General features: G+C 72.4%; 21 protein-coding genes. 11 read left to right on the top strand and 10 right to left on the bottom strand.

Annotation, left to right across the window (positions count from 1 at the left end; genetic code table 11):
- The first annotated feature begins 3 nt into the window (after positions 1-3).
- From B082_RS0113330 to B082_RS0113315, 4 genes are read left to right on the top strand one after another with little or no spacing between them, the layout of a single operon-like run.
- Positions 4-786, top strand: coding sequence for an ABC transporter ATP-binding protein (locus B082_RS0113330; protein WP_018552298.1), 783 nt, complete (start codon positions 4-6; stop codon positions 784-786).
- Entirely contained in the window at positions 783-1,808 is a 1,026-nt protein-coding gene (locus B082_RS0113325) for an aliphatic sulfonate ABC transporter substrate-binding protein (protein WP_018552297.1), read from the top strand. Before B082_RS0113330 ends, B082_RS0113325 begins: the two co-directional genes overlap by 4 nt.
- Positions 1,805-4,060: a DUF4838 domain-containing protein gene (locus B082_RS0113320; RefSeq protein ID WP_018552296.1), complete on the top strand. Its 2,256-nt coding sequence runs from the start codon at positions 1,805-1,807 to the stop codon at positions 4,058-4,060. The genes B082_RS0113325 and B082_RS0113320 overlap by 4 nt, the downstream gene beginning before the upstream one ends.
- Before the next feature lie 59 nt (positions 4,061-4,119).
- Positions 4,120-7,173, top strand: a complete 3,054-nt coding sequence (locus B082_RS0113315) for a beta-galactosidase (protein ID WP_078622567.1) — start codon at positions 4,120-4,122, stop codon at positions 7,171-7,173.
- Between the two features lie 59 nt (positions 7,174-7,232).
- On the opposite strand, the gene B082_RS0113310 is transcribed toward B082_RS0113315, so the two are convergent.
- From B082_RS0113310 to B082_RS0113290, 5 genes are all read right to left on the bottom strand, one after another.
- Positions 7,233-7,727, bottom strand: coding sequence for an FBP domain-containing protein (locus tag B082_RS0113310; protein WP_018552294.1), 495 nt, complete (start codon positions 7,725-7,727; stop codon positions 7,233-7,235).
- Positions 7,728-7,777: 50 nt separating this feature from the next.
- Positions 7,778-8,281 (bottom strand): nucleotide triphosphate diphosphatase NUDT15, encoded by a 504-nt coding sequence (locus tag B082_RS0113305; RefSeq protein WP_018552293.1) that lies wholly within the window; start codon positions 8,279-8,281, stop codon positions 7,778-7,780.
- A gap of 70 nt (positions 8,282-8,351) precedes the next feature.
- Complete coding sequence (locus tag B082_RS0113300) at positions 8,352-9,251, bottom strand: inorganic polyphosphate kinase (RefSeq protein ID WP_026249749.1); 900 nt, start codon at positions 9,249-9,251, stop codon at positions 8,352-8,354.
- Positions 9,248-10,261 carry an SPFH domain-containing protein gene (locus B082_RS0113295; protein ID WP_018552291.1) on the bottom strand — a complete coding sequence of 338 codons (1,014 nt, stop codon included), beginning with the start codon at positions 10,259-10,261 and terminating at the stop codon, positions 9,248-9,250. The genes B082_RS0113300 and B082_RS0113295 overlap by 4 nt, the downstream gene beginning before the upstream one ends.
- Positions 10,262-10,469: 208 nt before the next feature.
- Complete coding sequence (locus tag B082_RS0113290; protein WP_018552290.1) at positions 10,470-11,099, bottom strand: TetR/AcrR family transcriptional regulator; 630 nt, start codon at positions 11,097-11,099, stop codon at positions 10,470-10,472.
- Positions 11,100-11,286: 187 nt separating this feature from the next.
- Here B082_RS0113290 and B082_RS0113285 point away from each other — a divergent pair, with 187 nt between their 5' ends.
- Positions 11,287-12,102 (top strand): phosphatase PAP2 family protein, encoded by an 816-nt coding sequence (locus tag B082_RS0113285; RefSeq protein ID WP_018552289.1) that lies wholly within the window; start codon positions 11,287-11,289, stop codon positions 12,100-12,102.
- Positions 12,099-13,028, top strand: a complete 930-nt coding sequence (locus B082_RS0113280) for a hypothetical protein (RefSeq protein WP_018552288.1) — start codon at positions 12,099-12,101, stop codon at positions 13,026-13,028. Before B082_RS0113285 ends, B082_RS0113280 begins: the two co-directional genes overlap by 4 nt.
- Here the strand turns inward: B082_RS0113280 and B082_RS36075 are convergent.
- Together B082_RS36075 and B082_RS0113270 are read right to left on the bottom strand one after the other, a co-directional pair.
- A complete protein-coding gene (locus B082_RS36075) occupies positions 13,009-13,593 on the bottom strand; it encodes a PadR family transcriptional regulator (protein ID WP_018552287.1) in 585 nt (194 codons plus the stop codon). The two genes, B082_RS0113280 and B082_RS36075, sit on opposite strands and share 20 nt — an antisense overlap.
- Before the next feature lie 53 nt (positions 13,594-13,646).
- Positions 13,647-15,662: an NADPH-dependent 2,4-dienoyl-CoA reductase gene (locus tag B082_RS0113270; RefSeq protein ID WP_018552286.1), complete on the bottom strand. Its 2,016-nt coding sequence runs from the start codon at positions 15,660-15,662 to the stop codon at positions 13,647-13,649.
- Between the two features lie 234 nt (positions 15,663-15,896).
- Between B082_RS0113270 and B082_RS0113265 the strand changes: the two genes are divergently transcribed.
- A complete protein-coding gene (locus B082_RS0113265; protein WP_018552285.1) occupies positions 15,897-16,421 on the top strand; it encodes a DoxX family protein in 525 nt (174 codons plus the stop codon).
- A 108-nt stretch (positions 16,422-16,529) separates the two neighbouring features.
- Here the strand turns inward: B082_RS0113265 and B082_RS0113260 are convergent, their stop codons facing one another.
- Together B082_RS0113260 and B082_RS0113255 are read right to left on the bottom strand one after the other, a co-directional pair.
- Positions 16,530-18,176, bottom strand: coding sequence for an FAD-dependent oxidoreductase (locus B082_RS0113260; protein ID WP_018552284.1), 1,647 nt, complete (start codon positions 18,174-18,176; stop codon positions 16,530-16,532).
- A gap of 25 nt (positions 18,177-18,201) precedes the next feature.
- Entirely contained in the window at positions 18,202-19,116 is a 915-nt protein-coding gene (locus B082_RS0113255; protein ID WP_018552283.1) for an AurF N-oxygenase family protein, read from the bottom strand.
- Between the two features lie 341 nt (positions 19,117-19,457).
- Here B082_RS0113255 and B082_RS0113250 point away from each other — a divergent pair, with 341 nt between their 5' ends.
- The 4 genes from B082_RS0113250 to B082_RS0113235 all read left to right on the top strand — a co-directional run bounded on the left by B082_RS0113250 (position 19,458) and on the right by B082_RS0113235 (position 24,138).
- A complete protein-coding gene (locus B082_RS0113250) occupies positions 19,458-19,883 on the top strand; it encodes a DUF3592 domain-containing protein (protein WP_018552282.1) in 426 nt (141 codons plus the stop codon).
- Positions 19,884-20,341: 458 nt separating this feature from the next.
- Positions 20,342-21,898, top strand: coding sequence for a pectate lyase family protein (locus B082_RS0113245; RefSeq protein ID WP_018552281.1), 1,557 nt, complete (start codon positions 20,342-20,344; stop codon positions 21,896-21,898).
- Between the two features lie 157 nt (positions 21,899-22,055).
- On the top strand, positions 22,056-22,301 hold the full coding sequence (locus B082_RS0113240) for a DUF6480 family protein (protein ID WP_026249748.1): 246 nt from the start codon (positions 22,056-22,058) through the stop codon (positions 22,299-22,301).
- 178 nt (positions 22,302-22,479) lie between these two features.
- Positions 22,480-24,138: a catalase gene (locus tag B082_RS0113235; protein ID WP_018552279.1), complete on the top strand. Its 1,659-nt coding sequence runs from the start codon at positions 22,480-22,482 to the stop codon at positions 24,136-24,138.
- A gap of 90 nt (positions 24,139-24,228) precedes the next feature.
- Here B082_RS0113235 and B082_RS0113230 read toward each other — a convergent pair whose 3' ends face one another.
- Positions 24,229-24,762 (bottom strand): helix-turn-helix domain-containing protein, encoded by a 534-nt coding sequence (locus B082_RS0113230; protein WP_018552278.1) that lies wholly within the window; start codon positions 24,760-24,762, stop codon positions 24,229-24,231.
- Between the last annotated feature and the right edge of the window lie 21 nt (positions 24,763-24,783).

The raw sequence follows: 24,783 nt of genomic DNA, 5'->3' as shown, positions 1-24,783 counted from the left end.
CCCATGCCCACCATCAACTTCCTCGACGTCACGAAGGACTTCGCGGTCAAGGACGGCGGATTCCTCGCCCTGGACCATGTCGCCCTGGACATCGAGGACGGCGAATTCGTCACCGTCGTCGGCCCCTCCGGCTGCGGCAAGAGCACCCTGATGAACATCGCCGCCGGACTCCTCGACGCCACGGGCGGCGAAGTCCTGGTCGACGGCGTCCCGGTCGGCGGGCCCTCCCCCGAACGGGGCGTCATCTTCCAGCAGTACGCGCTCTTCCCCTGGATGACCGTCGCCGCCAACGTCGAGTACGGACTGAAGGTCGCCGGGGTCAGGAAGGAGGAACGCCGCCGCCGCGCCCGCGAGGTCATCGAACTCGTCGGCCTCACCGACTTCGCCGACTCGCTGCCCAAGACCCTCTCCGGCGGCATGAAACAGCGCTGCGCCATCGCCCGCGCCTACGCCGTGGACCCCAAGGTCCTCCTGATGGACGAACCCTTCGGCGCCCTCGACTCCCTCACCCGGGTCCGGATGCAGGAATCGCTCCTGGACACCTGGGGCCGCGACCGGCGCACCGTCATGTTCATCACCCACGACGTGGACGAGGCGGTCTTCCTCGCGAACCGCGTCGTCGTCATGGCGGCCCGCCCCGGCCGCATCCACACCGTCATCCCGGTCACGCTGCCCTACCCGCGGACCGAGGAGATGCGCCTGTCGCCCGAGTTCGCCGCCCTGCGCGCCCAGGTGTGGCACGCCGTGCACCACCAGCCCGCCCCGCTCGAAGGAATCGCGTCATGAAGCCGATCCGTACCGTCCGCCGCCGCGCGGCCGGCCTGCTCCTCGCCCTCGCCCTCGTCTCCACCGCCGCCGGCTGCGGGGACGATTCCTCGGACTCCGCCGGCGGCCCGAGGAAGGTGAGCTTCGGCTACATCGCCGACTACAGCGGCTCCGTCGCCCTGGCCGTCGCCCAGAAGCAGGGGCTGTGGAAGAAGGCCGGCATCGACCCCCAGCTGAAGGTCTTCACCAACGGCCCGCTCCAGGTCCAGGCCCTGGGCACCGGCAACCTGGACTTCGGCTACCTCGGCCCCGGCGCCCTGTGGCTGCCCGCCTCCGGCAAGGCATCCATCGTCTCCGTCAACATGCTGGGCCTCGCCGACCGGGTCATCGCCCGGCCCGGCTCCGGCATCGAGAAGCCCGCCGACTTGAAGGGCAAGAAGGTCGCCGTCGCCGAGGGAACCTCCGGCGACATGATCCTCAACCTGGCGCTCAGCAAGGCCGGGCTGAAGGCCGACGACATCACCAAGGTCGCCATGGACGCCTCGACCGTCGTCACGGCGTTCTCCTCCGGCCAGGTGGACGCGGCCGCCACCTGGTACCCGCTGATCGACACGATGAAGAAGAAGGTCCCCGACCTCAAGGAGATCAGCAGGACCGAGGACTACTACCCCGAGCTGACCTTCCCGAATGTCTTCGTCACCCAGCCGAAGCTCGCCTCCGGCGACCCCGGACTCGTGAAGAAGGTGACCGGCGTCCTCAAGTCGGCCGGTGACTGGATCGCGGCCCACCCCGAGGAGTCGGAGACCGTCACCGCCGACTTCCTGAAGCTGCCGGCCGGCGGGCTCAAGGGCTCCACGAAGTACGTCAGGATCCTGCCTTCCGCCGAGCTGACGAAGCTCACCCAGGACGGCACGGTCGACGGCTGGTTCGACGAACTGGCCGCCAACTTCAACCGGATGGGCAAGCTGCCCGACCCGGGCAAGGCCAAGGACTACTACCTCGGCGACCTCTACGCCGCAGCCGGAAAGGCGGACCGCTCATGAACGACTCGCCGCGCACCGACACCACCAGCCCGGCGGAAGGGGTGAGACGGCGCGGCTTCCTCGTCGGAGCGGCCGGCCTCGCCGGAGCGGCCCTCGTCGCCGGGACCACCGCCACCGGGGCGGCAGCGTCCGGCGGCCCGCTCCGGGTGGCATCCGGCGGCCGGGCCCGCGCCTCGGTCCTGTGGTGGGGCGGCGGCAGCGCCCGGTTCGCCGCGGCCGAACTGCGCGACTACCTCCGCGCGATCACCGGCGTCCGCCTCCCGCTGCGCGCCGTCCCCGCCCCCGCCGCCGCACCCGAGGGCGTCACCGGCCTGGTGGCCCTGCACACCGGGACCGGCGGCGGCCGGATCACCGCGAGCCGCCTCGCCGACGCCGGACACGAACTCGCCGGCGCCCCCGAGGACTCCTTCACCCTGCTCGGCGACGCCACCTGCCTCCTGCTGACCGGTCTCGGCGACCGGGCCCCGCTGTACGCGGTGTACGCACTCCTGGAGCTGGCCGGCGTCCGCTTCTTCGCCCCCGCCTTCCCCGCGTACGAGGGCCACCACGAACACGTACCCGCCACCCGTGACCTCGCCCTGCCGGCCGTACGCCACACCGACCGGCCCGCCACGGGGCTGCGGCGGCAGTACGCCGAGGAGGGGTTCAGCCACACCGCCGCGAGCCTTCCGCCGCTGCTCGACTGGATGGCCAAGAACCGGCTCAACACCTTCGTCTACCCGACCGACTACCTGGGCCTCGGCGTCACCGCGTACGACAAGGTGCGCGACGTACTGGCCCGGGAGGCGGGCAAGCGGGGACTGCGGATCGAGACCGGCGGGCACGGCTACGACAGCTTCCTGCCGAAGGCCGACCACCCGCAGTTCTACGAGTCCGGCGGCCCGGTCTTCGACATCTACAACCCCGAGGCGCTCGACGCCTACGTCGGCAAGGTCGTCGCCTTCCTCCGGGAGCGCCCGGAGATCACGGTGTTCGACTGCTGGCCCCCGGACGTCGGCGCCTTCCAGAAGCCCGTCCTCGACCGGTACGGCACCGCCTCCAACGCCGAGTCGGTGGTGGTCAACGAACTGGCCGAGGTGCTGCGCCGGGAGCTGCCCGGGGTCCGGGTCGAACGGATCGCGTACGCCTCCACGGTGCGTCCGCCCGCCGCCGAGTACGCGAGCGACCCCGAGGTCATCGTGGACTTCGCCGCCTACTCCCGGAACTACGACGGCCACCTCGGCGACCCGGCCATCGGGGCCAACGTCCCTTTCGCGGACGCGCTGCGCGCCTGGCGGACCACGCACAGCGGCCCGCTCGCCATGTACGAGTACTACCGGCGCTACCGCTGGCGGAGCCTGCCCGTGCACCCGCTGGCCACCATCGCGGGCGACGCCGCCTTCGAGGCGGGGCTCGGGCTCGACGGCATCGGCATGTACAGCGAGCCCGGCGACTGGATCACGTACGAGCACGTACAGAGCCTGGTCGCCGCGCTGGCCTGGGACAGCTCCCTGGACGCGGAGGAGTTCCTGGACGGGTACCTGCACGCCCGCTTCGGGGACCGGGCGGTGCCCGCCATGCGCCGCTACTACGACCTGACGCGTCTGGACCCGGACACGCACGCCGCCGGCGCGCTCAGCACCGCGTACGGGCAGGCCCGAGCGGCGCTGCGGGAGGCGGCGGGGCAGGTGACAAGCGCGGCGCCCCGCACGGTCCTGGACCGGCTGGTCCGCAACGCCGAGGTGGCACTGGCCGACATGCGGATCGGCCTGGCCCCGGCGGACGGCGCCGAACTCGACGCGGCCCGCCGGGAGTACCGCGCGCTCGTGCACCGCAACCGGTTCAACGGGATCTGCCTGCCCAACATGCAGGCGTGGTGGCGCTGGAACGGGCCCGATGGCCAGGCCCCCTACGACGACGCGAGGATCCGGCAGGACGTCGTCGACAGCTACGCGGGCCCGGCCGCCGGGTTCGCCGACCCCGGGGTCCTGGTGCTGGAACGGGGCGGCGACGCGGTCCGGCTCGACGTCGAGGCCCAGGACGCCGACTTCACCGGCCACACCGTGCACTGGACGGCCACCGCACCGGACGGCGTCCTCGTACGGCCGTCCCACGGCACGCTGAAGGTGCGCGGGACCCGGGGCGACGCCCAGCGGGTCGCCGTGAGCGCCGCGGCCGACGCGGCGGCCGGCACCCATCCGGTCACGCTGGACTTCCACCTCGCCGACGGTACCCGGCTCGTCGCCTCCCAGGTGGTCGCCGACATCCGCTGACCCGTACCGCCGCACGGCCCACGGACCCGCACCACGAGCACACCAGCGAAAGGGCGTCCATGACACAGCACTCCCACCCGCCGAGGACACGCCCGCGCCGCTTACGGCGCCGCGTGGTCGTCGGCGGCCTGGCCACCGGACTCGCGCTGTCCCTGTTCTCCCCCTCCCCGGTCTCCGCCCACCCGGCTCCCGAGGCCGGGCGGGCGGCCGCCGCCGAGGCCACCACCCACCGCTTCCCGGGCAACGACCACCGCCCCCACACCGTCACCTGGGACGAGAAGTCACTCAAGATCGACGGGGAGCGGCTGGTCGTCTGGTCCGGAGAGTTCCACTACTGGCGACTGCCCAGCCCCGACCAGTGGCGCGACGTCCTGCAGAAGCTCAAGGCGTCGGGCTTCAACGCCGTCTCGCTGTACTTCTTCTGGGGCTACCACTCGCAGCGGCCCGGCTCCTACGACTTCAGCGGCATCCGCGACATCGACCGGCTCCTGACCATGGCCGAGGAGGAGGGCCTGTACGTCATCGCCCGCCCCGGCCCGTACATCAACGCCGAAGCGAGCATGGGCGGACTGCCGCCGTACATGAGCACCTACGGCGGCGAGCAGCGCACCGCCGACCCGCAGAACCTGGCGGCCGACCTGGAGTGGCTGAAGGCCGTCAACGGCATCATCGGCCGGCACCAGATCACCGACGGCGGCGGCAGCGTCCTTGTCTACCAGGTCGAGAACGAACAGATCGACAACTCCGCGGAGCACATCGACTACATCGAGAAACTCCAGAGCGCGGTCGTCGAGCAGGGCATCACCGTCCCGCTGTTCCACAACGACTACGGCAACGGCCACGGCTGGAACGTGCCCGGCGGCCCCGGAGGTTCCAGGCTCGGCCTCTACGCCTTCGACACCTACCCGCTGGGCTTCGACTGCGCCGGCGGCCGGGGCGGGCTCACCGACTACGAGTCCCGCGTCCGCGGCTACTCGCCCGGCACCCCGGTCTTCATCGCCGAGGGCCAGGGCGGGGCGTTCACCGCGTGGGGCCGCGACTTCCAGTCCGATGAGTGCGCGAAGTTCACGGACGAGGCGTTCACCCGCCAGTTCGCCGTGAACAACCTCGCCAACGGGGCCACCCTCTCCAACACCTACATGGAGTACGGCGGCACCAACTGGGGCTGGACCGGCGACCCCGGCTCCGGCTTCACCTCGTACGACTACGGGGCGGCCATCTCCGAGAACCGCGCGATCACGCCGAAGCTCGCCGTCCAGAAGGAGTTCGGCTACCTGCAGAGCGCCGTGAAGCCGATCGCCTCCGCCGCGCCCGACACCGCGCCCGGCCTCACCGTCACGGGCGGCGGCCCGGTGAGCGCCCAGCAGCGCCGGTCCACCGAGCGGGCGGACGAGACCTCCGTGTCCGGCAACGGCATGCGGCTCATCACGCTGCGCCACCCCGACTCCAACGACACCACGACCAGCCGTGTCACCTTCCCCCTGGACCTGAGCGGCGACGGCGGCTACGCGCGGGTCCCGCAGAAACCGGACACCGCGATCACGGTGGACGGACGGGACGCCACCACCCTCGTGGCGGACTACGCCTTCGGATCGCACCGGCTCGTCTACTCCACCTCCCAGCTCCTCACCCAGCTGAACGCCGGACGCGATCTGCTCGTACTCGACGGGGCGAGGGGCACGGACGGCGAGACCGTCCTGCGCTACGCGAAGCAGCCGGAGGTCACCACCGTGGACGGGGCACCCGTGGAGAGCGTCTGGGACCCGGTACGCAAGGACCTGCGACTCGACTACGAGCACGGCGGCAGCCGCACCGTACGCATCTCGGGCGGCGGCGGCCGTGACCTCACCGTCGTGATCGGCGACCGGGAAGGCGTCGCCGGCACCTGGCAGCTCGACGCGGGCGGCGGCCAGGTGCTGGTCCTCGGCCCGGAACTCGCCCGGACCGCCCGGGTGAAGGGGACCGCGCTCGACCTCACCGGCGACACCCGCGAGGCCGGGACGCTGCGGGTCTTCGCACCGGCCGGGGTGAAGACCCTGACGTGGAACAACCGGGCCGTCCGCGCCGAGCGTGACGCCTCTGGGGCGCTCGTCGCCCGGCTGCCCGGACCGGCCGGGGTCCCGGTGCCGCCCCTGGACACCTGGCGCACCTCCGCGTCCGATCCCGAGCGCACGGCTGACTTCGACGACTCGGCGTGGACGAAGGCGGACCGCACCACCGCCGCGAACCCCCGGCACGGTCCCGGCGCGGCCGCCGGAGTCGTGCTCGACACGGACGAGTACGGCTTCCACGAGGGCGACACCTGGTACCGCGGCCACTACACACCCACCGAGGCCGGCAGCACGGTGAAGGTCACGGTGAAGACCGGAACCGCCGGCCACGCCCTGGTCTGGCTCGACGGCCACTACCTCGGCGCCCAGGGCGACGGCAGCGCCGCCTACACCGTCCCCGAGGGCCTGACCGAGCCGGGGAAGCCCGCCGTGCTGGCGGTGCTGGTGCGGAACATGGGCCAGTACGAGGACTGGAGTTCCGACGGCCGGTCCAAGAGCGGCCGCGGACTGGCCGACGTGGACATCGCCGGCGCCGGAAGGACCGAATGGCGCGTCCAGGGCGCCGAGGGCGGCGACGACCCCGCCGACACCGCGCGCGGGCTCTACAACAACGGAGGTCTGTACGGGGAGCGCCGGGGCTGGCATCTGCCGGGCGCGCCGGACGCGTCGTGGGCGAGCACCGGCTCGCTCAAGAGCGACCGGCCCGGCGTGCGGTGGTATCGCACCACGGCCCGGCTCGACCTGCCGAAGGGCGCCGACACCGCGCTCGCGCTGCGGATCGAGGACGCGGGCGGCCGGACGGACAAGTACCGCGTCCAGCTCTTCGTCAACGGCTGGAACACCGGCCAGTACGTCAACAACGTGGGCCCGCAGCAGGAGTTCGTCATCCCGTCCGGCTTCCTGGAGCCGGACGGCGAGAACACCGTCGCGCTCGCGGTCACCGCCGAGCAGAGCGGCGTCGGCCCCGACTCGGTCCGGCTGGTCAACCAGGGCACCGTCCTCGGGGGCGTCGCCGGCCGGCCGAACGCGGCCCCGGACTACGCGGCCCTCGCCGCCCGGTAACGAAGGGGTGAGCGCCCCGGCGGTCGGCCGGGGCGCTCACGGCCGCACCCGGACCGCGCTCAGCCGGAGAGCTTCGTCACGAACGCGGAGAGGTTGGCGACCGTACGGGCGATCTGCTCCTGTGTGGTCAGCGTCTCCTTGAAGCGCCCGCCGGAGGCCACGGCCTTCTTGCCGCGTACGTACAGCGAGCAGGCCAGGTCGGTGCACATGTACAGGCCGACCGAATTGCCCTCGCGCCCGGCGGGCCCGGTCTTGCGGGCGGTCATCAGCGAGACCCCGCTGCCCGGGTGCGTGGTCAGGCAGAGCGAGCACATGCTCCGGTGGAGGAACCCGCGCTGCTGGGAGGGGAAGCGCAGCGAGATCCCGGTCAGCTCGCCCGCGTGCTCGGTGACGATGTAGCTGCGTCCCGGCGCGGACAGATCGCGCCATCCCAGGAAGTCGAGATCGTCCCACGGCAGCTCCGCGAAATCGCGGGGCAGCGGCAGGCGCTTGGCTTCCCCCTTGGAGCAATTCACGAACGATGTGCGGATGTCCTGCTCGGTCACGGCCTTCATACCCACGAAGCTAACTCTGCCTATGCCCCCTAGGCAAACCATTAATGTGCTTAGGGCTTCACCTGGGAGTCTTCGGCCGTGAGCGCGAGGCGGTGCACGGGCGGGTGCCCGATGGCGAGGTCCGGGCGCCAGGTCGCGAGGATCTGGGCCGAGGGGTCGAACAGCGGTGTGGGCAGCGCGTCGGGCGGGGTCCACTCCCAGGTGCTGATGAGGTGCGGCTCGGTCACCCGCGCGGTGCCGGAGCCGACGCGCACCAGGGCGGCCATCGTGACGCGGTTGATGCCGGCGACCGCGTCGTGCAGCATCGCGAAGACGCTCACCCCGTCCTCGGCGACCGTCAGCCCCGTCTCCTCCCGCAGTTCGCGCACGGCCGCCGCCGCGACGGACTCGGGCGGATCGACCTTGCCCCCGGGCAGTTCCCAGGTGCCGCTGTGGTGCCGGCCGAGCAGCACCCGGCCCTGTGCGTCCTGCACGATCACACCGACCCCCAGCGCTGCCTGCGCCTGCGGGGGACGGGAGTTGCGGGAGGGGACGAGAGGGCTCTCGGTGTCCATGGGGTCTCCTGACGGGGCCGGTCCGGTTCGGGCGTCGAGCCTACGGGGCGGCCGGGACCGGTTTTCGCGCTCAGAGAGCCAGCCGCAGCGCGGTGTCCGAAACGCCGAGCCGTACGCTCTGCCCCCAGGTCAGCTCCAGCGCGTCCGCCTCCATGCCGTCACCGAAGACCACCACCCGGTCGGACTCCGAGGTCAGCCGCAGCCCCTGCCCCGGGCCCAGCTCGCCCGAGACGAACGAGGTGCCGGTCGCGGGCGACGGCCACGCCTCCCGGACGAACCAGAGCAGCCGGGGATCGGTGGGTCCCGGCAGGGCGAGGGGGCTGCGGCGCTCCTGCCACAGCGAGCGCAGCCAGCCGGTGGCCCCGGTGCCGGTCCCGACCAGGACACCGGAGGAGGCCTGCGGTTCGCCGGGGGAGTCCGCCGGGTCGGGGCCGAGCCGGTAGCGGGCCGTCTGGTGGCCGGGCGGACCGAGGTAGATCTCGTTGAGGGCGAGCAGCCGCTGCGTGTCGTCGGCCACCGCCTCGACCATCGTCAGCTCCTCGGCCCGCCCGCCGGCCGCCACGGCCGCCCGCATGAGCGCCGCCGCGTCGGCCGGCCGGTGGCGCACCAGGACGCCGGGGTTGCGGCCCGGGTCGGAGTCGATGCCGATGACCGGCTGGCCGGAGAGGTACTTGGCGGCGTTGGCGACCAGACCGTCCTGCCCGATGACGACCACCACGTCCTCGGGCGCGAACAGGAACCGGTCCAGATCCGCCCGCTCCACCCGGCTGTGGCGCCACTGGAGCGGAACGGCCGCCGCCACGTCGGCCAGCGCCTGCCGGGTCCGCTCATGCCTGCGGGCCACCTCCTCGATGGACCGGCCCCGCCCGGCCAGGACGAACGCCGCCTGGCCGTGCGTGCCGTGCCGGGCGAGCAGCTCCTCGTACTCGGTGGTGCGGTGGACCAGCACCGCCCGCGGGGCCAGGCTCACGCCTGCGCCCCGGGTGCCGGGCGGCCGAGCTTGGTGAGCAGGCCGGTGAGGACGTCGGGCGAGAGGGTCAGGCTCTCGATGTGCGGCAGGTTCTCCGCGAGCCGGGTGGCCGCCAGCGCGTGCAGGGTCCCGGCCTCCACCTCGCCGTGCGCCCGCAGCCAGGCCGCCTGCGCCTCGGCGCGCGCCGCGCCCACCGTGCGGGCCGCCTCGGCCTCGGCGCCGGCCAGCCGCACCGTGCGGGCGGCCTCCGCCTCGGCGCGTACGCCGTCGGCCGCCGCGCCCTCCTCGGCCTCGCGCCGGGCGTTGGTGCCGCGCTGCTCGACGAGCTGCTCCTCGCGGCGGGCCAGTTCGATCCGGCTGGCCAGCTCGTTCTCGGCGATGGTCCGCTCGCGCTCGACGGCAACGGCGCGCCGTTCGTACGTCGCCCGGTCGGCCTCCTGCTGGATCTGCTCGCGGGCCGGGGTGCGCAGGGCGCGCTCCACCTCGGCCTCGGGGCGGATGGCGACGACGCGCACGGCCACCACGTCGATGCCGGTGGCGGGCAGCCTGGGCTCGTCGGTGAGACCGGCCGCCACCCGCTCGCGGACGGCGGCGACCCCGTCCACCAGGGCGCCGGCCAGCGGGGTCCTGGCGAGCACGTCGAGGGTGTGCTGCTGGGCGGTCTCGGTGAGGAGGGTCGCGATCTGCTCCAGGGGTGCGCCGCGCCAGGCGCCGGTGTCCGGGTCGACGGAGAAGTCGAGGCGGGCGGCGGCCTCGGCGGGGTCGCTGATGCGGTAGGTCACCGTGGCCTGCACGGTGACGTCCTGGAAGTCGGAGGTGCGCGCGTGGAACGCCATGGCCAGCTCCCGGTCGTTGACCGGAACCTCGGAGAGCGCGGCGCTCAGCGACCGGTACCAGAAGCTCAGTCCCGCCCCGTCGTGGGCGAGCCGGCCGCGCTTGTGGTGGCGGATGTGCGCGGTGGGCGCGGAGCGCAGATGGCGCCAGCCGAAGCGGCGGGTGATGTCGGCCATGGTGACCCCCTCGATCTTTTCTCGTCATGAAGACGATAAGGGGTCCTCCCGCTTATCGTCAAGAGGATGAAAATGGGGGCGTCGGAATACGCGAACGGCCGGTGACTCCGGAAGGAGTCGCCGGCCGTTCGGGTTGCGCGCCGCCCCCGTCCCCACGGTGCGGCGCGGGCGGGCCGCCGTCATCCGCTGGAACGACGGCCCACGTCTGTCAGGACCCGGGCGCCGGAGCGTCCAGGCCGAGTGCGGGAAGGACCGAGCCCGCCACGAAGCGGACGAGGTAGGTCTCGTCCGCGTAGGCACCCGTGAGCATTGGGCGGGCCCGCATCACGCCCAGCAGCTGAGCCGGGACGAACTCCGCCGCCGGGTTGTCCGCCGCCACCTCGCCGCGCTCCACTCCGCGCCGCACGAGCGCCTCGATCGCCGCCAGCTCCGGCAGGATCAGCGACTCGCGCAACGCGCACAGCAGCTCCGGGTTCTGGAGCGCCGCGTGGCTCAGCGCCAGCATCAGGGGCGTGTCGCGGCCCGAGCCCTCGCCGATGGCCCGTGCCGCCTCCAGCAGGTCACCCGCCAGCGAACCGGTGTCGATCTTCCGCAGGGCGCCGCGCCGGGTGCCGTGCAGGGCGGCCACGACCAGCTCGGGCTTGGACCCCCACTGGCGGTAGAGCGTGGACTTGCCGCAGCGGGAGCGGGAGGCGACGCCCTCCATGGTCAGCGACTCGTAGCCGCTCTCCCTCAGCATGTCGAGCACGGCGGCGTAGAGCTCCTGGGCCCGCTCCGGAGTGATCTTCGAGCGGCGCTGCGCGGGGGCTTGCTCCGGCTCGGTCTCCTGCGACGGCATGCGCTTTCCCTCTCTGCGACTCTGCGACGAGGTCCATCGATACGCCAGTGTACCGATACGCGAGTGTTCCGATACGGTCGCGTATCGGTACACTGGCGTATCGATAAAGCGGGTCCGCCCCGCGACCGAGACACCGCATCGCGGCAAACGCGACCGGGACACCGCATCGTCAGCAAAGGGGCACCGGGTGAAGCACACCGGCAGCAAGCCCGCCGACCGGGAGCCGGACACCACAGCCCGACCGCCTTTCGTCCGCGAGCTGCTACTTGTCGCAGGGCTCTTCGTGATCTACAAGCTCGGCCGCCGGGCCGCGAACGGTCACGTCGACGAGGCGTTCCACAACGCCGCCCGTGTCTGGGACCTGGAACGCGCCGCGCGGCTGCCCGGTGAAGGCGCCGTCCAGGGCCTGCTCCTGCACGACGAGACCGTGATCCACCTCGCGAACACCTACTACGCGACCGTGCACTTCCCGGCCACGCTGCTCTTCCTGGCCTGGCTGTACTGGCGCCGCCCCCGCCACTACGTCTGGTCGCGCCGCATCCTCGCCGTGCTCACCGGCACCGCGCTCGCCCTGCACCTGGTCTTCCCCCTGGCCCCGCCCCGGCTGCTCGCCGCCACCGGCCTCGTCGACACCGGCCAGGTCTACGGACCGACGGTGTACGGGGCTGCTCCCGCCACCGACTCCATGGCCAACCAGTTCGCCGCGATGCCCTCGCTGCACTTCGGCTGGGCGGTCATGGTCGGCGTCGGCCTCGTCGTCGCCACCCGCTCCCGGTGGCGCTGGTTGTGGCTGCTGCACCCGGCGGTCACCCTGCTCGTCATCGTCGGCACCGCCAACCACTACTGGCTCGACTCGATCGTGGTGACCGCCCTGCTCTCGGTGGCGTTCGCCGCGCTGCGGCTGCCGCGCGCCGAACCGGTCCGCCCGCCGCTCCCGTGGCCGTCCGTCGTGGCGCAGCGGGAACCCGCCGGGCCCTACGCCTGTCTGGAAGCGCGCCGGTGAACGCCACCCCGGCCGCCGTCGCGCTGTCCCTCGTCTCCGCGGCCGCCTACGCGGCGGCCGCGGTGGCCCAGGCACGGCTGGCCGGCCGCACCGCACCGGACACCGGGACGCTCCGGCTGCTCGGGCGCGGTGCCTGGTGGTGCGCGGTCGGCCTGAACGCGGGCGGCGCCCTCCTGCACGTGGCCGCCCTGAAGTACGGGCCGCTCACCCTGGTCCAGCCGCTCGGGGCGCTCACCCTGGTGGCGGCCGTCCCGCTGGGCGCCAGGACCGCGGGCCGCCGGGTCACCCGCACCGAGTGGCGCGGCACCCTGCTCACCCTGCTCGGCCTCGGGGCCCTGCTGCTGGCGGCCGGCGGGAGCGCCCCGCACGAGACGCTGACCCTGACCGAGGCACTGGCCGTCGGAGCCGGGACCATGGTCCTCGTCACCGGCCTCAGCCGTCCGGGCGCCCGCCCCGGCCTCCGGCACGCGGCGGCCTCCGGCATCACATCCGGCGTCGCCTCCGCGCTCACCCAGACCCTGACCGTCGCCGTCACCGACCACACGGGACCGCTGCTCAGCACACGCGTGGTGATCGTCGCCGTGCTCGTGTCCGCGTTCGCGATGGGCGGGCTGCTCCTCGCCCAGACGGCCTACCGGGGCGGCCTCGGTGCCCCGCTCGCCGTCGTCACCCTCGCCAACCCGGTCGCCGCCGCGGCCATCGGCCTGGCCCTGCTGGGGGAGCGGATCCAGGGCGGCCCGGCCGGACTCGTCCCGGCGCTGCTCGGCGCGGCGGCCGCCGTGAGGGGCGTGATCCTGCTCAGCCGCGCCCAGTCCCAGCCGGCGCCCGCCCCCGCCCCGGCGGGTACCCCGTCGAGGGTGGTCATCAGGAGCCCTGGGGCCGCTCGTCCTCAGCAGCCGCGCAGGATCAGGGCCGGCCGCTTCTGACCTCGCGGGACACGGCCTGGTCGGGATCAGAAGCCGGGACGGGAAGGTCCGCGAGTGCGCGGGTCAGCCACCCGATCCAGAAGTTCTCCAGGTCGATGCCGCCGCGCAGCACCAGATGCCGCAGCCGGTCCTCCGGCGCGTCCCGGCCCGGCGGGAAGTCCCGGGTCTCGATCTCCAGGTACTCCGCCAGCTGCCGCCGGTGCAGCGCCAGATGGCGGCGCAGCTCCCCGTCGAGTCCGGGCGCTCCGACGACCGCCGCCGCCCGCATCCGCAGCAGCAGCGGATCACGCACCTGCTTGGGGTCCTCCCGCCGGGCCACCCAGGCGGACAGCGCCTCGCGGCCCGCCGGCAGCACCTCGTACTCCTTCTTCCGGCCCCGGGCGGGCTGCGCCGGGGTCAGCGCCCTGATCTGCCCGGCCTGCTCCAGCTTGCCCAGCTCGCGGTAGATCTGCTGGTGGGTGGCCGACCAGAAGTAGCCGATCGACCGGTCGAACCTGCGGGTCAGCTCAAGACCCGACGAGGGCTTTTCCAGCAGGGCGGTGAGGATCGCGTGCGGCAGTGACATGGGGTGCATCCTAGGGACGGCCGGACGGTCCGGAGGCCGCCCGGCCGTCCGGGTCAGAGCGAGCCGGCGAGTTCCGTGCCCTGCCGGATCGCTCGCTTCGCGTCCAGCTCGGCCGCGACATCCGCGCCGCCGATCAGATGCGCGGCGCGGCCCTCGGCGAGCAGCTCCTCGTACAGCTCCCGGCGGGGCTCCTGGCCCGCGCACAGTACGACCGTGTCGACCGGCAGCAGGTGCTGCTCGCCGCCGACCGTGATGTGCAGCCCCTCGTCGTCGATCCGGTCGTAGGTGACACCCGCGGTCATGGTGACCCCCCGGTGCCGCAGTTCGGTGCGGTGGATCCAGCCCGTCGTCCGGCCGAGTCCGGCGCCGACCTTGCTCTCCTTGCGCTGGAGCAGGTGCACGGTCCGGGTGGTCTTCGGGCGCTCCGGGGCCGTGAGGCCGCCGCGCTCGCGGTACTCGGTGTCGACCCCCCACTGCCGGAAGAACACCTCGGGGTCCAGGCTCGCCGCCTGCCCGCCGTCCGTCAGGAACTCGGCCACGTCGAAGCCGATCCCGCCCGCCCCGACGAGGGCGACCCGGTCACCGACCGGCGCGCCGTGCCGCAGCACATCGAGGTAGCTGACCACGCTGGGGTGGTCGGCCCCGGGGATCGCCGGGGTCCGGGGGGTGACCCCGGTGGCCAGGACGATCTCGTCGTACCCGCCGAGGTCCCCGGCGCCGACCGGGGTGCCGAGCCGCAGCTCGACGTTCTCCTCGGCGAGCCGGGTGCGGAAGTAGCGCAGCGTCTCGTTGAACTCCTCCTTGCCGGGCACCCGGCGGGCCACGTTCAGCTGCCCGCCGATCTCGTCGGCCGCGTCGAAGAGCGTCACCGTATGGCCGCGCTCGGACGCCGTGACGGCGCAGGCGAGCCCGGCGGGCCCGGCGCCGACGACGGCGACGCGCTTGCGGGTGCGGGTCGGCGACAGGACGAGCTCCGTCTCGTGGCAGGCGCGCGGATTGACCAGGCAGGAGGTCACCTGCCCGCTGAAGACGTGGTCCAGGCAGGCCTGGTTGCAGCCGATGCAGGTGTTGATCGCGTCCGCGCGGCCCTCACTCGCCTTCGCGACGAAGTCGGGGTCGGCCAGGAACGGCCGGGCCATCGACACCATGTCCGCGCGGCCCGCCGCGAGGACCTGCTCGGCGACCTCGGGGGTGTTGATCCGGTTGCTCGTCACCAGCGGTACGCGGACGGCGCCGCGCACCTTCTCGGTGACCCAGGTGAAGGCACCCCGGGGGACCGAGGTGGCGATGGTGGGGATGCGGGCCTCGTGCCAGCCGATGCCCGTGTTGATGATGGTGGCGCCGGCCGCCTCGATCTCCCGGGCGAGCCGCACGACCTCGTCCAGCGACGAGCCGCCGGGCACCAGGTCCAGCATCGAGAGCCGGTAGATGAGGATGAAGTCGCTGCCGACCCGCTCACGCACCCGGCGCACGATCTCTACGGGGAAGCGCACACGGTTCTCGTACGAGCCGCCCCACCGGTCCTCGCGGTGGTTGGTCGCCGAGGCGATGAACTCGTTGATGAGATAGCCCTCGGAGCCCATGATCTCGACGCCGTCGTAACCGGCGCCGCGCGCCAGCGCGGCCGCCGTGACGAAGTCCTCGATCGTCGCCTCGACCTCGTCGTCGGTCAGCGCGTGCGGGGTGAACGCGCTGATCGGCGCCTGGATCGCGCTCGGCGCCACCAGGCCCGGGTGGTGGGCGTAGCGGCCGAAGTGCAGGATCTGCATGGCGATCCGCCCGCCGGCCGCGTGCACGGCCGAGGTCACCCGGGCATGCTCCGCCGCCTCCGCCTCGGTGGTCATCTTCGCCCCGCCCGGGAACGAGCAGCCCCGTTCGTTGGGCGCGATGCCGCCGGTGACCATGAGGCCCACCCCGCCGCGGGCCCGCTCGGCGTAGAAGGCGGCCATGCGCTCGAAGCCGTTCTCGACCTCTTCCAGGCCGACGTGCATCGACCCCATCAGGACCCTGTTCGGCAGGGTGGTGAACCCGAGGTCGAGCGGGCTCAGCAGATGCGGATACGGGCTCATGCGGCGGCTCCTCGCTGTGGCGTCGCCCCAGTTCTAGACCACCGGAACGCCATTGTGCAACAAGTTGCACAATGGCGTTCGTCGCACTGTGTCACGGGTCACGCCCCGTTGTGGGCCGCCCGGACGGCGTAACAACGCGGTCCGCGCACGGCGCGGGGCACGGAGAGTGGTGACGTACGGCATCCAGGGACCCGCGCCGTCCGGGCGGGGCCCCGAAACCCACCGGAGGCCCCCATGGGCTGTGTCAACCGTCACGACCTCGGTCTGCTCGTCCTGCGCGTGGGCACGGGAGCGGTGCTCGCCGCGCACGGCAGCCAGAAGCTCGCCGGCTGGTTCGGCGGCGGGGGAGTAGAGGGCACCACCGCGGCCATGGAGGCCATGGGCTTCCGTCCGCCGAAGCACAGCGCCATCGCGGCCGGGCTCGGCGAGGCGGGCGGAGGCGCGCTGCTCGCTCTGGGCCTCGCCACCCCGGCGGCCGGGGCGGCGGCGGCCGGCGCCATGGCCGGAGCGGTGGCCGTCCACGCGCCCGCGGGCTTCTTCGCGCAGGGCGGCGGCTACGAGTACCCGGCGTTCCTCGGCTTCACCGCCGCCGCGATCGGCCTGACCGGCCCCGGCCGCTACTCCGTCGACCACGCCACCGGCCACGCGTTCAACCAGCCCTGGATGGTCGCCCTCGCCTTCGCCGGCAGCGCGGTCGCGGCCGCCGCCGTGGTCGGCAAGCGATCCAGGGCGCGGGTCCCGGAGCCGGAGGAGTTCTGACCGGCCGGCCGCGCCGACGTGGGTCCATGATGGGGCGGGCCACGGCGGTTGTCGGGGCCGGAGGAGTTCTGACCGGCCGGCCGCGCCGACGGCGTGGCCGGCGCGGAATCAGCCCGCGGCCCGGCGGCGCCCCCTCGCCGCCGCGACCAGCTCGGGCACCGTGGCGAACTTGACCCTCGGCCGCCCGCCGTCCCGGCCGCGCGCCCGCTCGGCCCGGTCGATGGCGGCCAGACCCCGGGCGTCGACCACCTGGCGGCTCCGGCCGCGCACCAGGCGGCCGAACGCCCTGGCCGGGTGGGCGGGGGCGGGAAGCGCCCCGGCGACCGCGTCCGCCAGCAGCGTGCCGACGGTCTCGGCCGCGCAGGTGCGGTTGGCGCCGATGCCGCCCGAGGGGCCGCGCTTGATCCAGCCGACGACATACGTCCCGGGCAGGCCCGCCACCCGGCCGCCCTCGTGCGGCACCGTGCCGCTCGCCTCGTCGAAGGGCAGGCCCGGGAGCGCCAGGCCCCGGTAGCCGATCGCCCGCAGGAACAGCTGCGCCGGCAGCCGCGCCTCGCCCTCCCCGGCCGTGACCCGGACGGCTTCCACGGCGTCCCGGCCGACGATCTCGACGGGTGCGGAGTGGAAGCGGAGCACGATGCGCCGCCCGTCCGCCGGCGGGCGCGACCAGTCCACGTGCTCCCGGTGTACGCCCCGCAGCACGGCGGCCGCACTGCCGTACGCCGCGCCCTCGATCGCGGGGCCGATGCGCGGATCGTGGTCGTCCACCACCAGCTCCACGCCCGGCAGATGGCTGAGCGCGAGCAGCTCGGACGAGGTGCAGGCGGCGTCCTCGGGGCCGCGCCGCCCCAGCAGCAAGACCTCGCGCACCGCCGAGCCGCGCAGCGCCGCGAGCGCGTGATCGGCGATGTCGGTGCCCGCCAGCGAGGCCGCGTCCGTGACCAGCAGGCGTGCCACATCGAGCGCCACGTTGCCGTTCCCGGCGACGACCACGCGTTCGGCGCCGGACAGGTCCACGGCCTCCGGCGCCACCTCGGGGTGCGCGTTGTACCAGGAGACGAACGAGGTCGCCGCGATGCTGGAGGGCAGGTCCTCGCCCGGGATGCCGAGCCGGCGGTCGGCGCCGGCGCCGACCGCGTAGATCACCGCGTCGTGGTGCGCGGCCAGCTCATCGGCGGTGATGTCCTTGCCCACCTCGACCCCGAGATGCATCCGCACCCGGGGGTGGGAGTGGAAGCGCGCGAAGGTCTCGCCCACCCCCTTCGTGCCCGGGTGGTCCGGTGCCACTCCGTACCGGACGAGGCCGCCCGCCACCGGCAGCCGGTCGACCAGGGTCACCTCGGCGTTGGTGTGCAGCAGCAGGTCCTCGGCGGCGTACATCCCGGCGGGGCCGGTGCCGACGACCGCCACCCGGATCGGCGCGAAGTCCGACGGCAGGCTGCGCGCGAAGGAAGGGGCGCCCCAGGCGTGGAAGTTGGGCCCGGAGGCCGGCTCCGGCTCCCGGTCCGCGTAGTAGGCCGCGTTGATGGCGGCGTACTCCTCGCGTGCCCCGAAGAGGCTGTCCACCGGGAAGATCGCGTCCACCGGGCAGGCATCGGCGCAGGCACCGCAGTCGATGCAGGTCCGCGGGTCGACGTACAGCATCTCCGTGCTGCCGAAGTCCCTTTCCTCCGGTGTCGGGTGGATGCAGTTGACGGGGCACACGGAGACACAGGTGGCGTCGCTGCAGCAGGTCTGGGTGATGGCGTAGGTCATGGTCGGCTCGGGCTCTCGGCTCGGGTCAGATCAGGTCGGCGCGCTTGTAGAAGAACAGGGCCGGCTTCGTCAGCAGGCGGGCCGAGGCCAGGAACTCCATCAGCCCCGAACAGCTCGACCGCATCAGGGACTTGTGGTGCTCGTTGGTCTTCGCCTCGGCGCGCGCCCGCGCGGCGTCCAGGCCCGCGTTCGCGTACACGTCACGGTTCACCATGCTGGTGACGATGTAGTACGAGGCGATGGCGACCACGAGCGCGTTGAGGTGCCTGCGGACCGGGCCCGCGCCGCGCAGCCGTTTACGGGTCTCGTCCCGGGCGAACTTCATGTGGCGCGACTCCTCCACCACATGGATGTTGTTGATCGTGCGGACGAACGGGGCGACGCGCTCGTCCCGCATCCAGTCGCGCTGCATCACGTCGAGCACCTCCTCCGCCACGAGGATCGCCGCGTAGGCGGCCTCGCCGAAGGCAAGTGTCTTGAAGGCGCGGCCCAGTTCGATCACGGGCCGGCGCGGCCGGTAGGCGGGTGCGCCGAGCTTCGCGGCGCCCCGCGCGAACATGATCGAGTGCCGGCACTCGTCGGCGACCTCGGTCAGGGCCCACTGGAAACGCGGATCGGTCGGGTCCTTGGCGTACATGTCGCGCAGCACCATCTGTTGGAGGATCATCTCGAACCAGATGCCGGTGCTGGCGACCGACGCGGCCTCCTGGCGTGTCAGCGCCTTGCGCTGAGGCTCCGTCAACTCCGCCCAGTACGAGGTGGAGTAGAGCGTGCTCCACTCGGGGCTCGCGCCGTGGTGGTCCGTGTCCAGAGGGGTGTTCCAGTCCACCTCGGTGGCCGGATCGTACGAGAGCTTCGCGGACGAATCCAGCAGGCGCCGGGCGACGTCCTGCTCGGCGGCCCGGTCCTGGTCCTCCGCCCGGACGGTGCTGCTTGCCATGCTGCGGCTCCTTGACTCGTGGGATCGGCCCGTCGCCGCCCGGCCCCCTCATCCCGCGTGGGCCGATGAGGTCGATGGCTGCCGGGCGCCGCCCCGCTTGTTAGACGCGGTGTCTAGCAAGCTGTTAGACGGAAGGTATAGCAAGAGCGGCGCGCTCACTACCCCCGCGTAGGGAATTCGTACGTTCTCTCCACGGCGCGGGCGCGCGCGTGGTGTTGGTGTGTCCCGGGGCGGAGGCCGGGGGCCTTGTCGGCGGGCGCCGCGCGGGAGACCATGACGGTCCGCCGTGGCCCCGGCGCCCGGATGGTGCCGGCCGGGGGGCCGCCGAATCCGGGAGAGTCATGGTCATCGCCGCCGTCTACTTCGTCCTCGCCGCGGCCGGGGCCGTGAACTTCGCGAGGATCGTGGACCGGCAGTTGCAGGGGCCGAGGCTGCGGGCCGCCTGGGCCGGGCGCAGCGCCGAGGCGCGGTGCACGGCTGTGCGCACCGAGGAGACGGTGGACGTCGAGGGCGTCCCGACCACCCATTCGCAACCGACTCTGAGGTTCCGTACGGCCGACGGCCGGACCGTCTCGTTCGAGGAGCGCCAGCGCCCGCTGGATGTGGCGGTGGGCGACATCGTGACCGTGTACTACGCGGAGGACGCCCCCGAGGACGCGACCGCCCGCACCCCCTCCTTCGGGGCGCGGCGCGTCAGGGAACTGACCGCCGGTCTCGGCTGCGTCCTGGCCCTTGTCTCCGCCGGCGCGCTGGCCGCGCTGCTCTGATCCGTCAGCCCCCCCCGTCCGGCGGTCCGGCCCCTTCGGGGGCGGGCGGCCCGATCCGTCATGCCGCCGCGCCGTACCGGGACGGCCGCCCGCGCCGTGCCCATCACCCCGCCGCGGACGGGCAGTTGGGTCCGTTAGCCGGCCTGCGTGCCGGACGGGTGAAGGGTTTCGCGGCCGTTACGACCCGGTTACGCCCCGATCGCACACCGGTTTGACGTGTCCCTGAAAAGAGAGCGCATTCTGTGGTGCTCACAGCCTTGTCAGTGCAACCTTGGCGGCTCTATTCTCGGCGACCAGAAAGCGCTTTCCACCTGATTCAAGCCTCGTTACGGCGGGCGTCACACCGCGGCGACTTCTGCGGTCCGCCCGCACCACTGCGGTACGCGGCTCCTGCACGTCCGGCACGACCGCACCACGCGGCTTCCCCACCCGTGATCCGACGACGAATGAGGACGAACATGAGGCGACCAGTCGCGCTGCGACTCTCCGCGGCGCTGTCCACGATGGCCCTGGCGGCCGCGACCGGCGCGGTCCTGACCATGCCCGAGGCCTCGGCGGCGACCGGAGGCGCCACCGGCTACGCGAGCCAGAACGGCGGGACCACCGGCGGCGCCGGCGGCCAGACCGTACGCGCCACCACCGGGACCCAGATCCATGAGGCCCTGTGCGGCCGGGCCAGCAGCAGCACCCCGATCACCATCGAGGTCGAGGGGACCATCAACCACGCCAACACCGCCAAGGTGTCGGGCAGCAGCTGCAACACGGCGGCCGGAGTGATCGAGCTCAAACAGATCAGCAACGTCACGCTCGTCGGCGTCGGCAACGGCGCCGTCTTCGACCAACTGGGCATCCACATACGCCAGTCCAGCAACATCATCATCCAGAACGTGACCGTCAAGAACGTCAAGAAGTCCGGCTCGCCCACCTCCAACGGCGGCGACGCCATCGGCATGGAGAGCGACGTCCGCAACGTGTGGGTCGACCACGCCACGCTGGAGGCCTCCGGCGGAGAGTCGGAGGGCTTCGACGGCCTCTTCGACATGAAGGCCAACACCCAGTACGTGACCCTGTCCTACAGCACCCTGCGCAACTCCGGCCGGGGCGGCCTCATCGGGTCGAGCGAGACCCAGCTCAACAACGGCTATGTCACGTTCCACCACAACCTGTACGAGAACGTCGACTCCCGCACGCCCCTGCTGCGCGGCGGCATCGCCCACATCTACAACAACTACTACGTGAAGCTGAACAAGTCCGGGATCAACTCCCGGGCCGGTGCCCACGCCAAGGTGGACAACAACTACTTCAAGGACTCCAAGGACGTCCTGGGCACCTTCTACACCGACACGACCGGGTACTGGCAGGTCAGCGGCAACACCTTCGACAACGTGACCTGGTCCACGCCCAGCAGCGACAACCACCCTGCAGGCCCGGACCCCCAGTCCAACACCACCGTCAGCATCCCCTACGCCTACGACCTCGACACCGCCTCCTGCGTGCCCGACATCGTGACCCGGACGGCGGGCGCCAACAAGGGCCTGAAGGTCTCGGACGGCAACTGCACCCCGACGAACCCGACCGACCCGACCGACCCGACGGACCCCACCGACCCGACCGATCCCACCGACCCGACGGACCCGACCACGCCCGGCGGGACCAACCTCAGCCTCGGCGCCGGCGCCGACGGCTCCAGCAAGGCGAGCGGGACGAGCTACGGCAACGTACGCGACGGTGACCTGAACACCTACTGGTCCCCGTCCGGCTCGACCGGCTCCGTCTCCATCAAGTGGCCCTCCGCCACCACGGTCTCCTCGCTCGACATCCGCGAGGCCGCGGGCGCCCAGGGTGCCATCGGCTCCTGGCGGGTCCTCGACGCCGACACCGGAGCGGTCCTGAAGACCGGCAGCGGTGCCGGTGCCATCACGATCCCCACCACCTCCCTGCGCAAGATCACCTTCGAGATCACCGGCTCCAGCGGCACGCCGAGGATCGCGGAGTTCGAGACGTACGCCGGCTAAAGCCTGTCGGCGAAGCCGCGGCCGGGTGGACCGGCCGGTGGGCCGGCCCGGGGAGCACCGCACCCCCGGGCCGGCCCACCGCCGTCTCACCCGCGCGGGGCACGGCGCCCCGCCGCCGGGCGGGCGAACCCGGCGGTCATCGGGGAACGTGGAAGCCATGACCTCTTCGCAGACCCCGGACCCCGATCCTCAACCCCGCAGGACCCCAGGCCTGGAACCCGGCAGGGGTGTCCCGCCGGGCGAGACCCCGCCCCCCGAGAGCGGCATGTCGGAGACGGGGCCCCAGGACACCGTCTACAACCCGCCCAAGGGCTGGGCGAAGGCCCCGATGGCGCTGATCATCGGCCTGACGCTGGTCATCGCGGCGTTCTTCCTGGTCTACGCGATCATCCTGCTGCTCTGAGGAACGGGGGAGCGGCGACCCGAACAGCCGAACCGGACAGGACCGACGGGACCACGACGGTTCGGCGTGCCCCCGACGGCCGTCCGCCGCACGGACCGCTCCATCCAGCCGTGTACGCAAACCTCGCATAGCTTGGTGAAACGGAGCATTCGTACACGGTTCGAAGGAGTCGACGCACGTGACGGACGTATCGAGCAGGGGCCCCGCCTCCGGCGACGAACGCGGGACGCTCACCAACCGGCAGGGCCACCCCGTCTACGACAACCAGAACCAGCGCACCGTCGGCGCCCGGGGCCCGGCCACGCTGGAGAACTACCAGTTCCTGGAGAAGATCAGCCACTTCGACCGGGAGCGCATCCCCGAGCGCGTCGTCCACGCCCGGGGCGTGACCGCGTACGGCTACTTCGAGGCGTACGGAGCCTTCGGCGACGAGCCCATCAGCCGCTTCACCCGCGCCAAGCTCTTCCAGGAGCGCGGCAAGCGTACGGACCTCGCCGTGCGCTTCTCGACCGTGATCGGCGGCCGCGACTCGTCCGAGGCGGCCCGCGACCCGCGCGGCTTCGCGGTGAAGTTCTACACCGAGGACGGCAACTGGGACCTCGTCGGCAACAACCTGGGGATCTTCTTCATCCGGGACGCCATCAAGTTCCCCGACGTCATCCACGCGCTCAAGCCGGACCCCGTCACGTTCGAGCAGCAGCCGAGGCGCATCTTCGACTTCATGTCGCAGACGCCCGAGTCCATGCACATGCTGGTCAACCTGTTCAGCCCGCGCGGTATCCCGGCGGACTACCGCCACATGCAGGGCTTCGGCGTCAACACCTACAAGTGGGTCAACGCCGAGGGAGAGTCCTTCCTGGTCAAATACCACTGGATGCCCAAGGCGGGCGTCCGCAGCATGACCGAGCAGGACGCGGCGAACGTCCAGGCGGACGGTCTCGGCCACGCGACCAAGGACCTGTACGAGTCGATCGCGCGCGGCGAACACCCGGAGTGGGAGCTGCTCGTCCAGCTGATGGACGACCACGACCACCCCGAGCTGGACTTCGACCCGCTCGACGACACCAAGACCTGGCCCGAGCAGCAGTTCCCGCCCAGGACGGTCGGCCGGATGGTGCTCGACCGGATGCCGGAGAACTACTTCGCGGAGAACGACCAGATCTCCTTCGGCACCGGTGTGCTGGTGGACGGGCTCGACTTCTCCGACGACAAGATGCTGGTGGGCCGCACCTTCTCCTACAGCGACACCCAGCGCTACCGCGTCGGCCCCAACTATCTGCAACTGCCGGTCAACCGGGCCAAGCACGCGGAGGTGCGCACCAACCAGCGCGACGGTCTGATGGCCTATCACGTCGACGGCGGCGGCGAGAACCCCATCGTCAACTACGAGCCGTCGATCACCGGCGGTCTGCGGGAGGCGCAGTACCCGACGCACGACGACGTGGGGCCGGAGATCCGCGGCAGGCTCACGCGCAAGCGCATCCCGCGCACCAACGACTACGTCCAGGCGGGCCAGCGCTACCTGCTGATGGAGCAGTGGGAGCGGGACGACCTCGTCCACAACTTCATCGACCTGCTCTCCCAGTGCGACCGGCAGGTCCAGGAGCGGATGGTCTGGCACTTCCTGCTCGTGGAGAACGAGCTGGGCCTCAAGGTCGGCGAGGGCCTCGGCATCGGCGCGGGTGACGTCAAGGGCCTGGAGCCGCTGGCCGGCCAGGACCTGACCGATGAGGACCGGCAGCGGCTCTCCCGCCTGGGCGACAATCCGCCGCGCGACGTGAGCGGACTGACGATGACCCACTGCGTACCGAACGAGCGGCACGTGGTCACACGCTGACGCACCCGGTCGTCACTCGGTCCCCCCGCGGCTGCCGCGGGGGGACCGATGTCGTTGACGAGGAGGGTGCCGGCCCGGCACCGCCCGGCCCTACGGCGTGGGTGGTGTCACCGAGGCCAGATAGGTCGCGACCGAGTCTCCGCGATTGCTGTAGCGATGGGGCAGCGCCGCGTCGAAGGTCAGCGCCTCACCCGCCCGGACGTCGAAAATCTGGTCGGCGACGTGCACTTCGACCGTGCCGGAGATGACGTAGGCGCACTCGACCGCGACGTGGCTCCACTGCTCGTAGTCGGAGGACTGCCCCGGTTCGAGCGTGCCCAGGAGGACTTCGAGCTGGCCGTTGCTGGGTGTCAGACGCTCGTACTGCACCAGACCCTTCGGCATCAGCAGGCGGGACCGCTCGCTCGGACGGCTGTGGTGGGCCGTGAGCGGGGCCTGTTCGTGGAACAGGGAGGCGGTCGAGGAGCCGAATGCGGCGCTCAGGGCCCGGAGCGTCTTGAGGCTCGGCTCGCGGACCCCCCGCTCGACCTGGCTGAGCAGGGTCGCGGACAGGCCGGTCTGTGCCGCCAGATCGCGCAGGCTGAGTCCCGCTTCCGTCCGGAGGGTGCGTAGCTGATCTCCCATCACAGCCTCAGCTTAACGGAA

The organism is Streptomyces sp. ATexAB-D23 (assembly GCF_000373645.1).
In the GTDB taxonomy this organism is placed as follows: Bacteria; Actinomycetota; Actinomycetes; order Streptomycetales; family Streptomycetaceae; genus Streptomyces; species Streptomyces castrisilvae.
Note: the sequence above shows the minus strand (reverse complement) of the source record. Positions and strands in the feature narration are given on the sequence as shown.

Bases quoted from the DNA above. Each gene is read 5' to 3' on its own strand.
- B082_RS0113330 (WP_018552298.1), top strand. From the start codon at position 4: ATGCCCACCATCAACTTCCTCGACGTCACGAAGGACTTCGCGGTCAAG.
- B082_RS0113325 (WP_018552297.1), top strand. From the start codon at position 783: ATGAAGCCGATCCGTACCGTCCGCCGCCGCGCGGCCGGCCTGCTCCTC.
- B082_RS0113320 (WP_018552296.1), top strand. From the start codon at position 1,805: ATGAACGACTCGCCGCGCACCGACACCACCAGCCCGGCGGAAGGGGTG.
- B082_RS0113315 (WP_078622567.1), top strand. From the start codon at position 4,120: ATGACACAGCACTCCCACCCGCCGAGGACACGCCCGCGCCGCTTACGG.
- B082_RS0113310 (WP_018552294.1), bottom strand. From the start codon at position 7,727: ATGAAGGCCGTGACCGAGCAGGACATCCGCACATCGTTCGTGAATTGC.
- B082_RS0113305 (WP_018552293.1), bottom strand. From the start codon at position 8,281: ATGGACACCGAGAGCCCTCTCGTCCCCTCCCGCAACTCCCGTCCCCCG.
- B082_RS0113295 (WP_018552291.1), bottom strand. From the start codon at position 10,261: ATGGCCGACATCACCCGCCGCTTCGGCTGGCGCCATCTGCGCTCCGCG.
- B082_RS0113290 (WP_018552290.1), bottom strand. From the start codon at position 11,099: ATGCCGTCGCAGGAGACCGAGCCGGAGCAAGCCCCCGCGCAGCGCCGC.
- B082_RS36075 (WP_018552287.1), bottom strand. From the start codon at position 13,593: ATGTCACTGCCGCACGCGATCCTCACCGCCCTGCTGGAAAAGCCCTCG.
- B082_RS0113270 (WP_018552286.1), bottom strand. From the start codon at position 15,662: ATGAGCCCGTATCCGCATCTGCTGAGCCCGCTCGACCTCGGGTTCACC.
- B082_RS0113265 (WP_018552285.1), top strand. From the start codon at position 15,897: ATGGGCTGTGTCAACCGTCACGACCTCGGTCTGCTCGTCCTGCGCGTG.
- B082_RS0113260 (WP_018552284.1), bottom strand. From the start codon at position 18,176: ATGACCTACGCCATCACCCAGACCTGCTGCAGCGACGCCACCTGTGTC.
- B082_RS0113255 (WP_018552283.1), bottom strand. From the start codon at position 19,116: ATGGCAAGCAGCACCGTCCGGGCGGAGGACCAGGACCGGGCCGCCGAG.
- B082_RS0113250 (WP_018552282.1), top strand. From the start codon at position 19,458: ATGGTCATCGCCGCCGTCTACTTCGTCCTCGCCGCGGCCGGGGCCGTG.
- B082_RS0113245 (WP_018552281.1), top strand. From the start codon at position 20,342: ATGAGGCGACCAGTCGCGCTGCGACTCTCCGCGGCGCTGTCCACGATG.
- B082_RS0113240 (WP_026249748.1), top strand. From the start codon at position 22,056: ATGACCTCTTCGCAGACCCCGGACCCCGATCCTCAACCCCGCAGGACC.
- B082_RS0113230 (WP_018552278.1), bottom strand. From the start codon at position 24,762: ATGGGAGATCAGCTACGCACCCTCCGGACGGAAGCGGGACTCAGCCTG.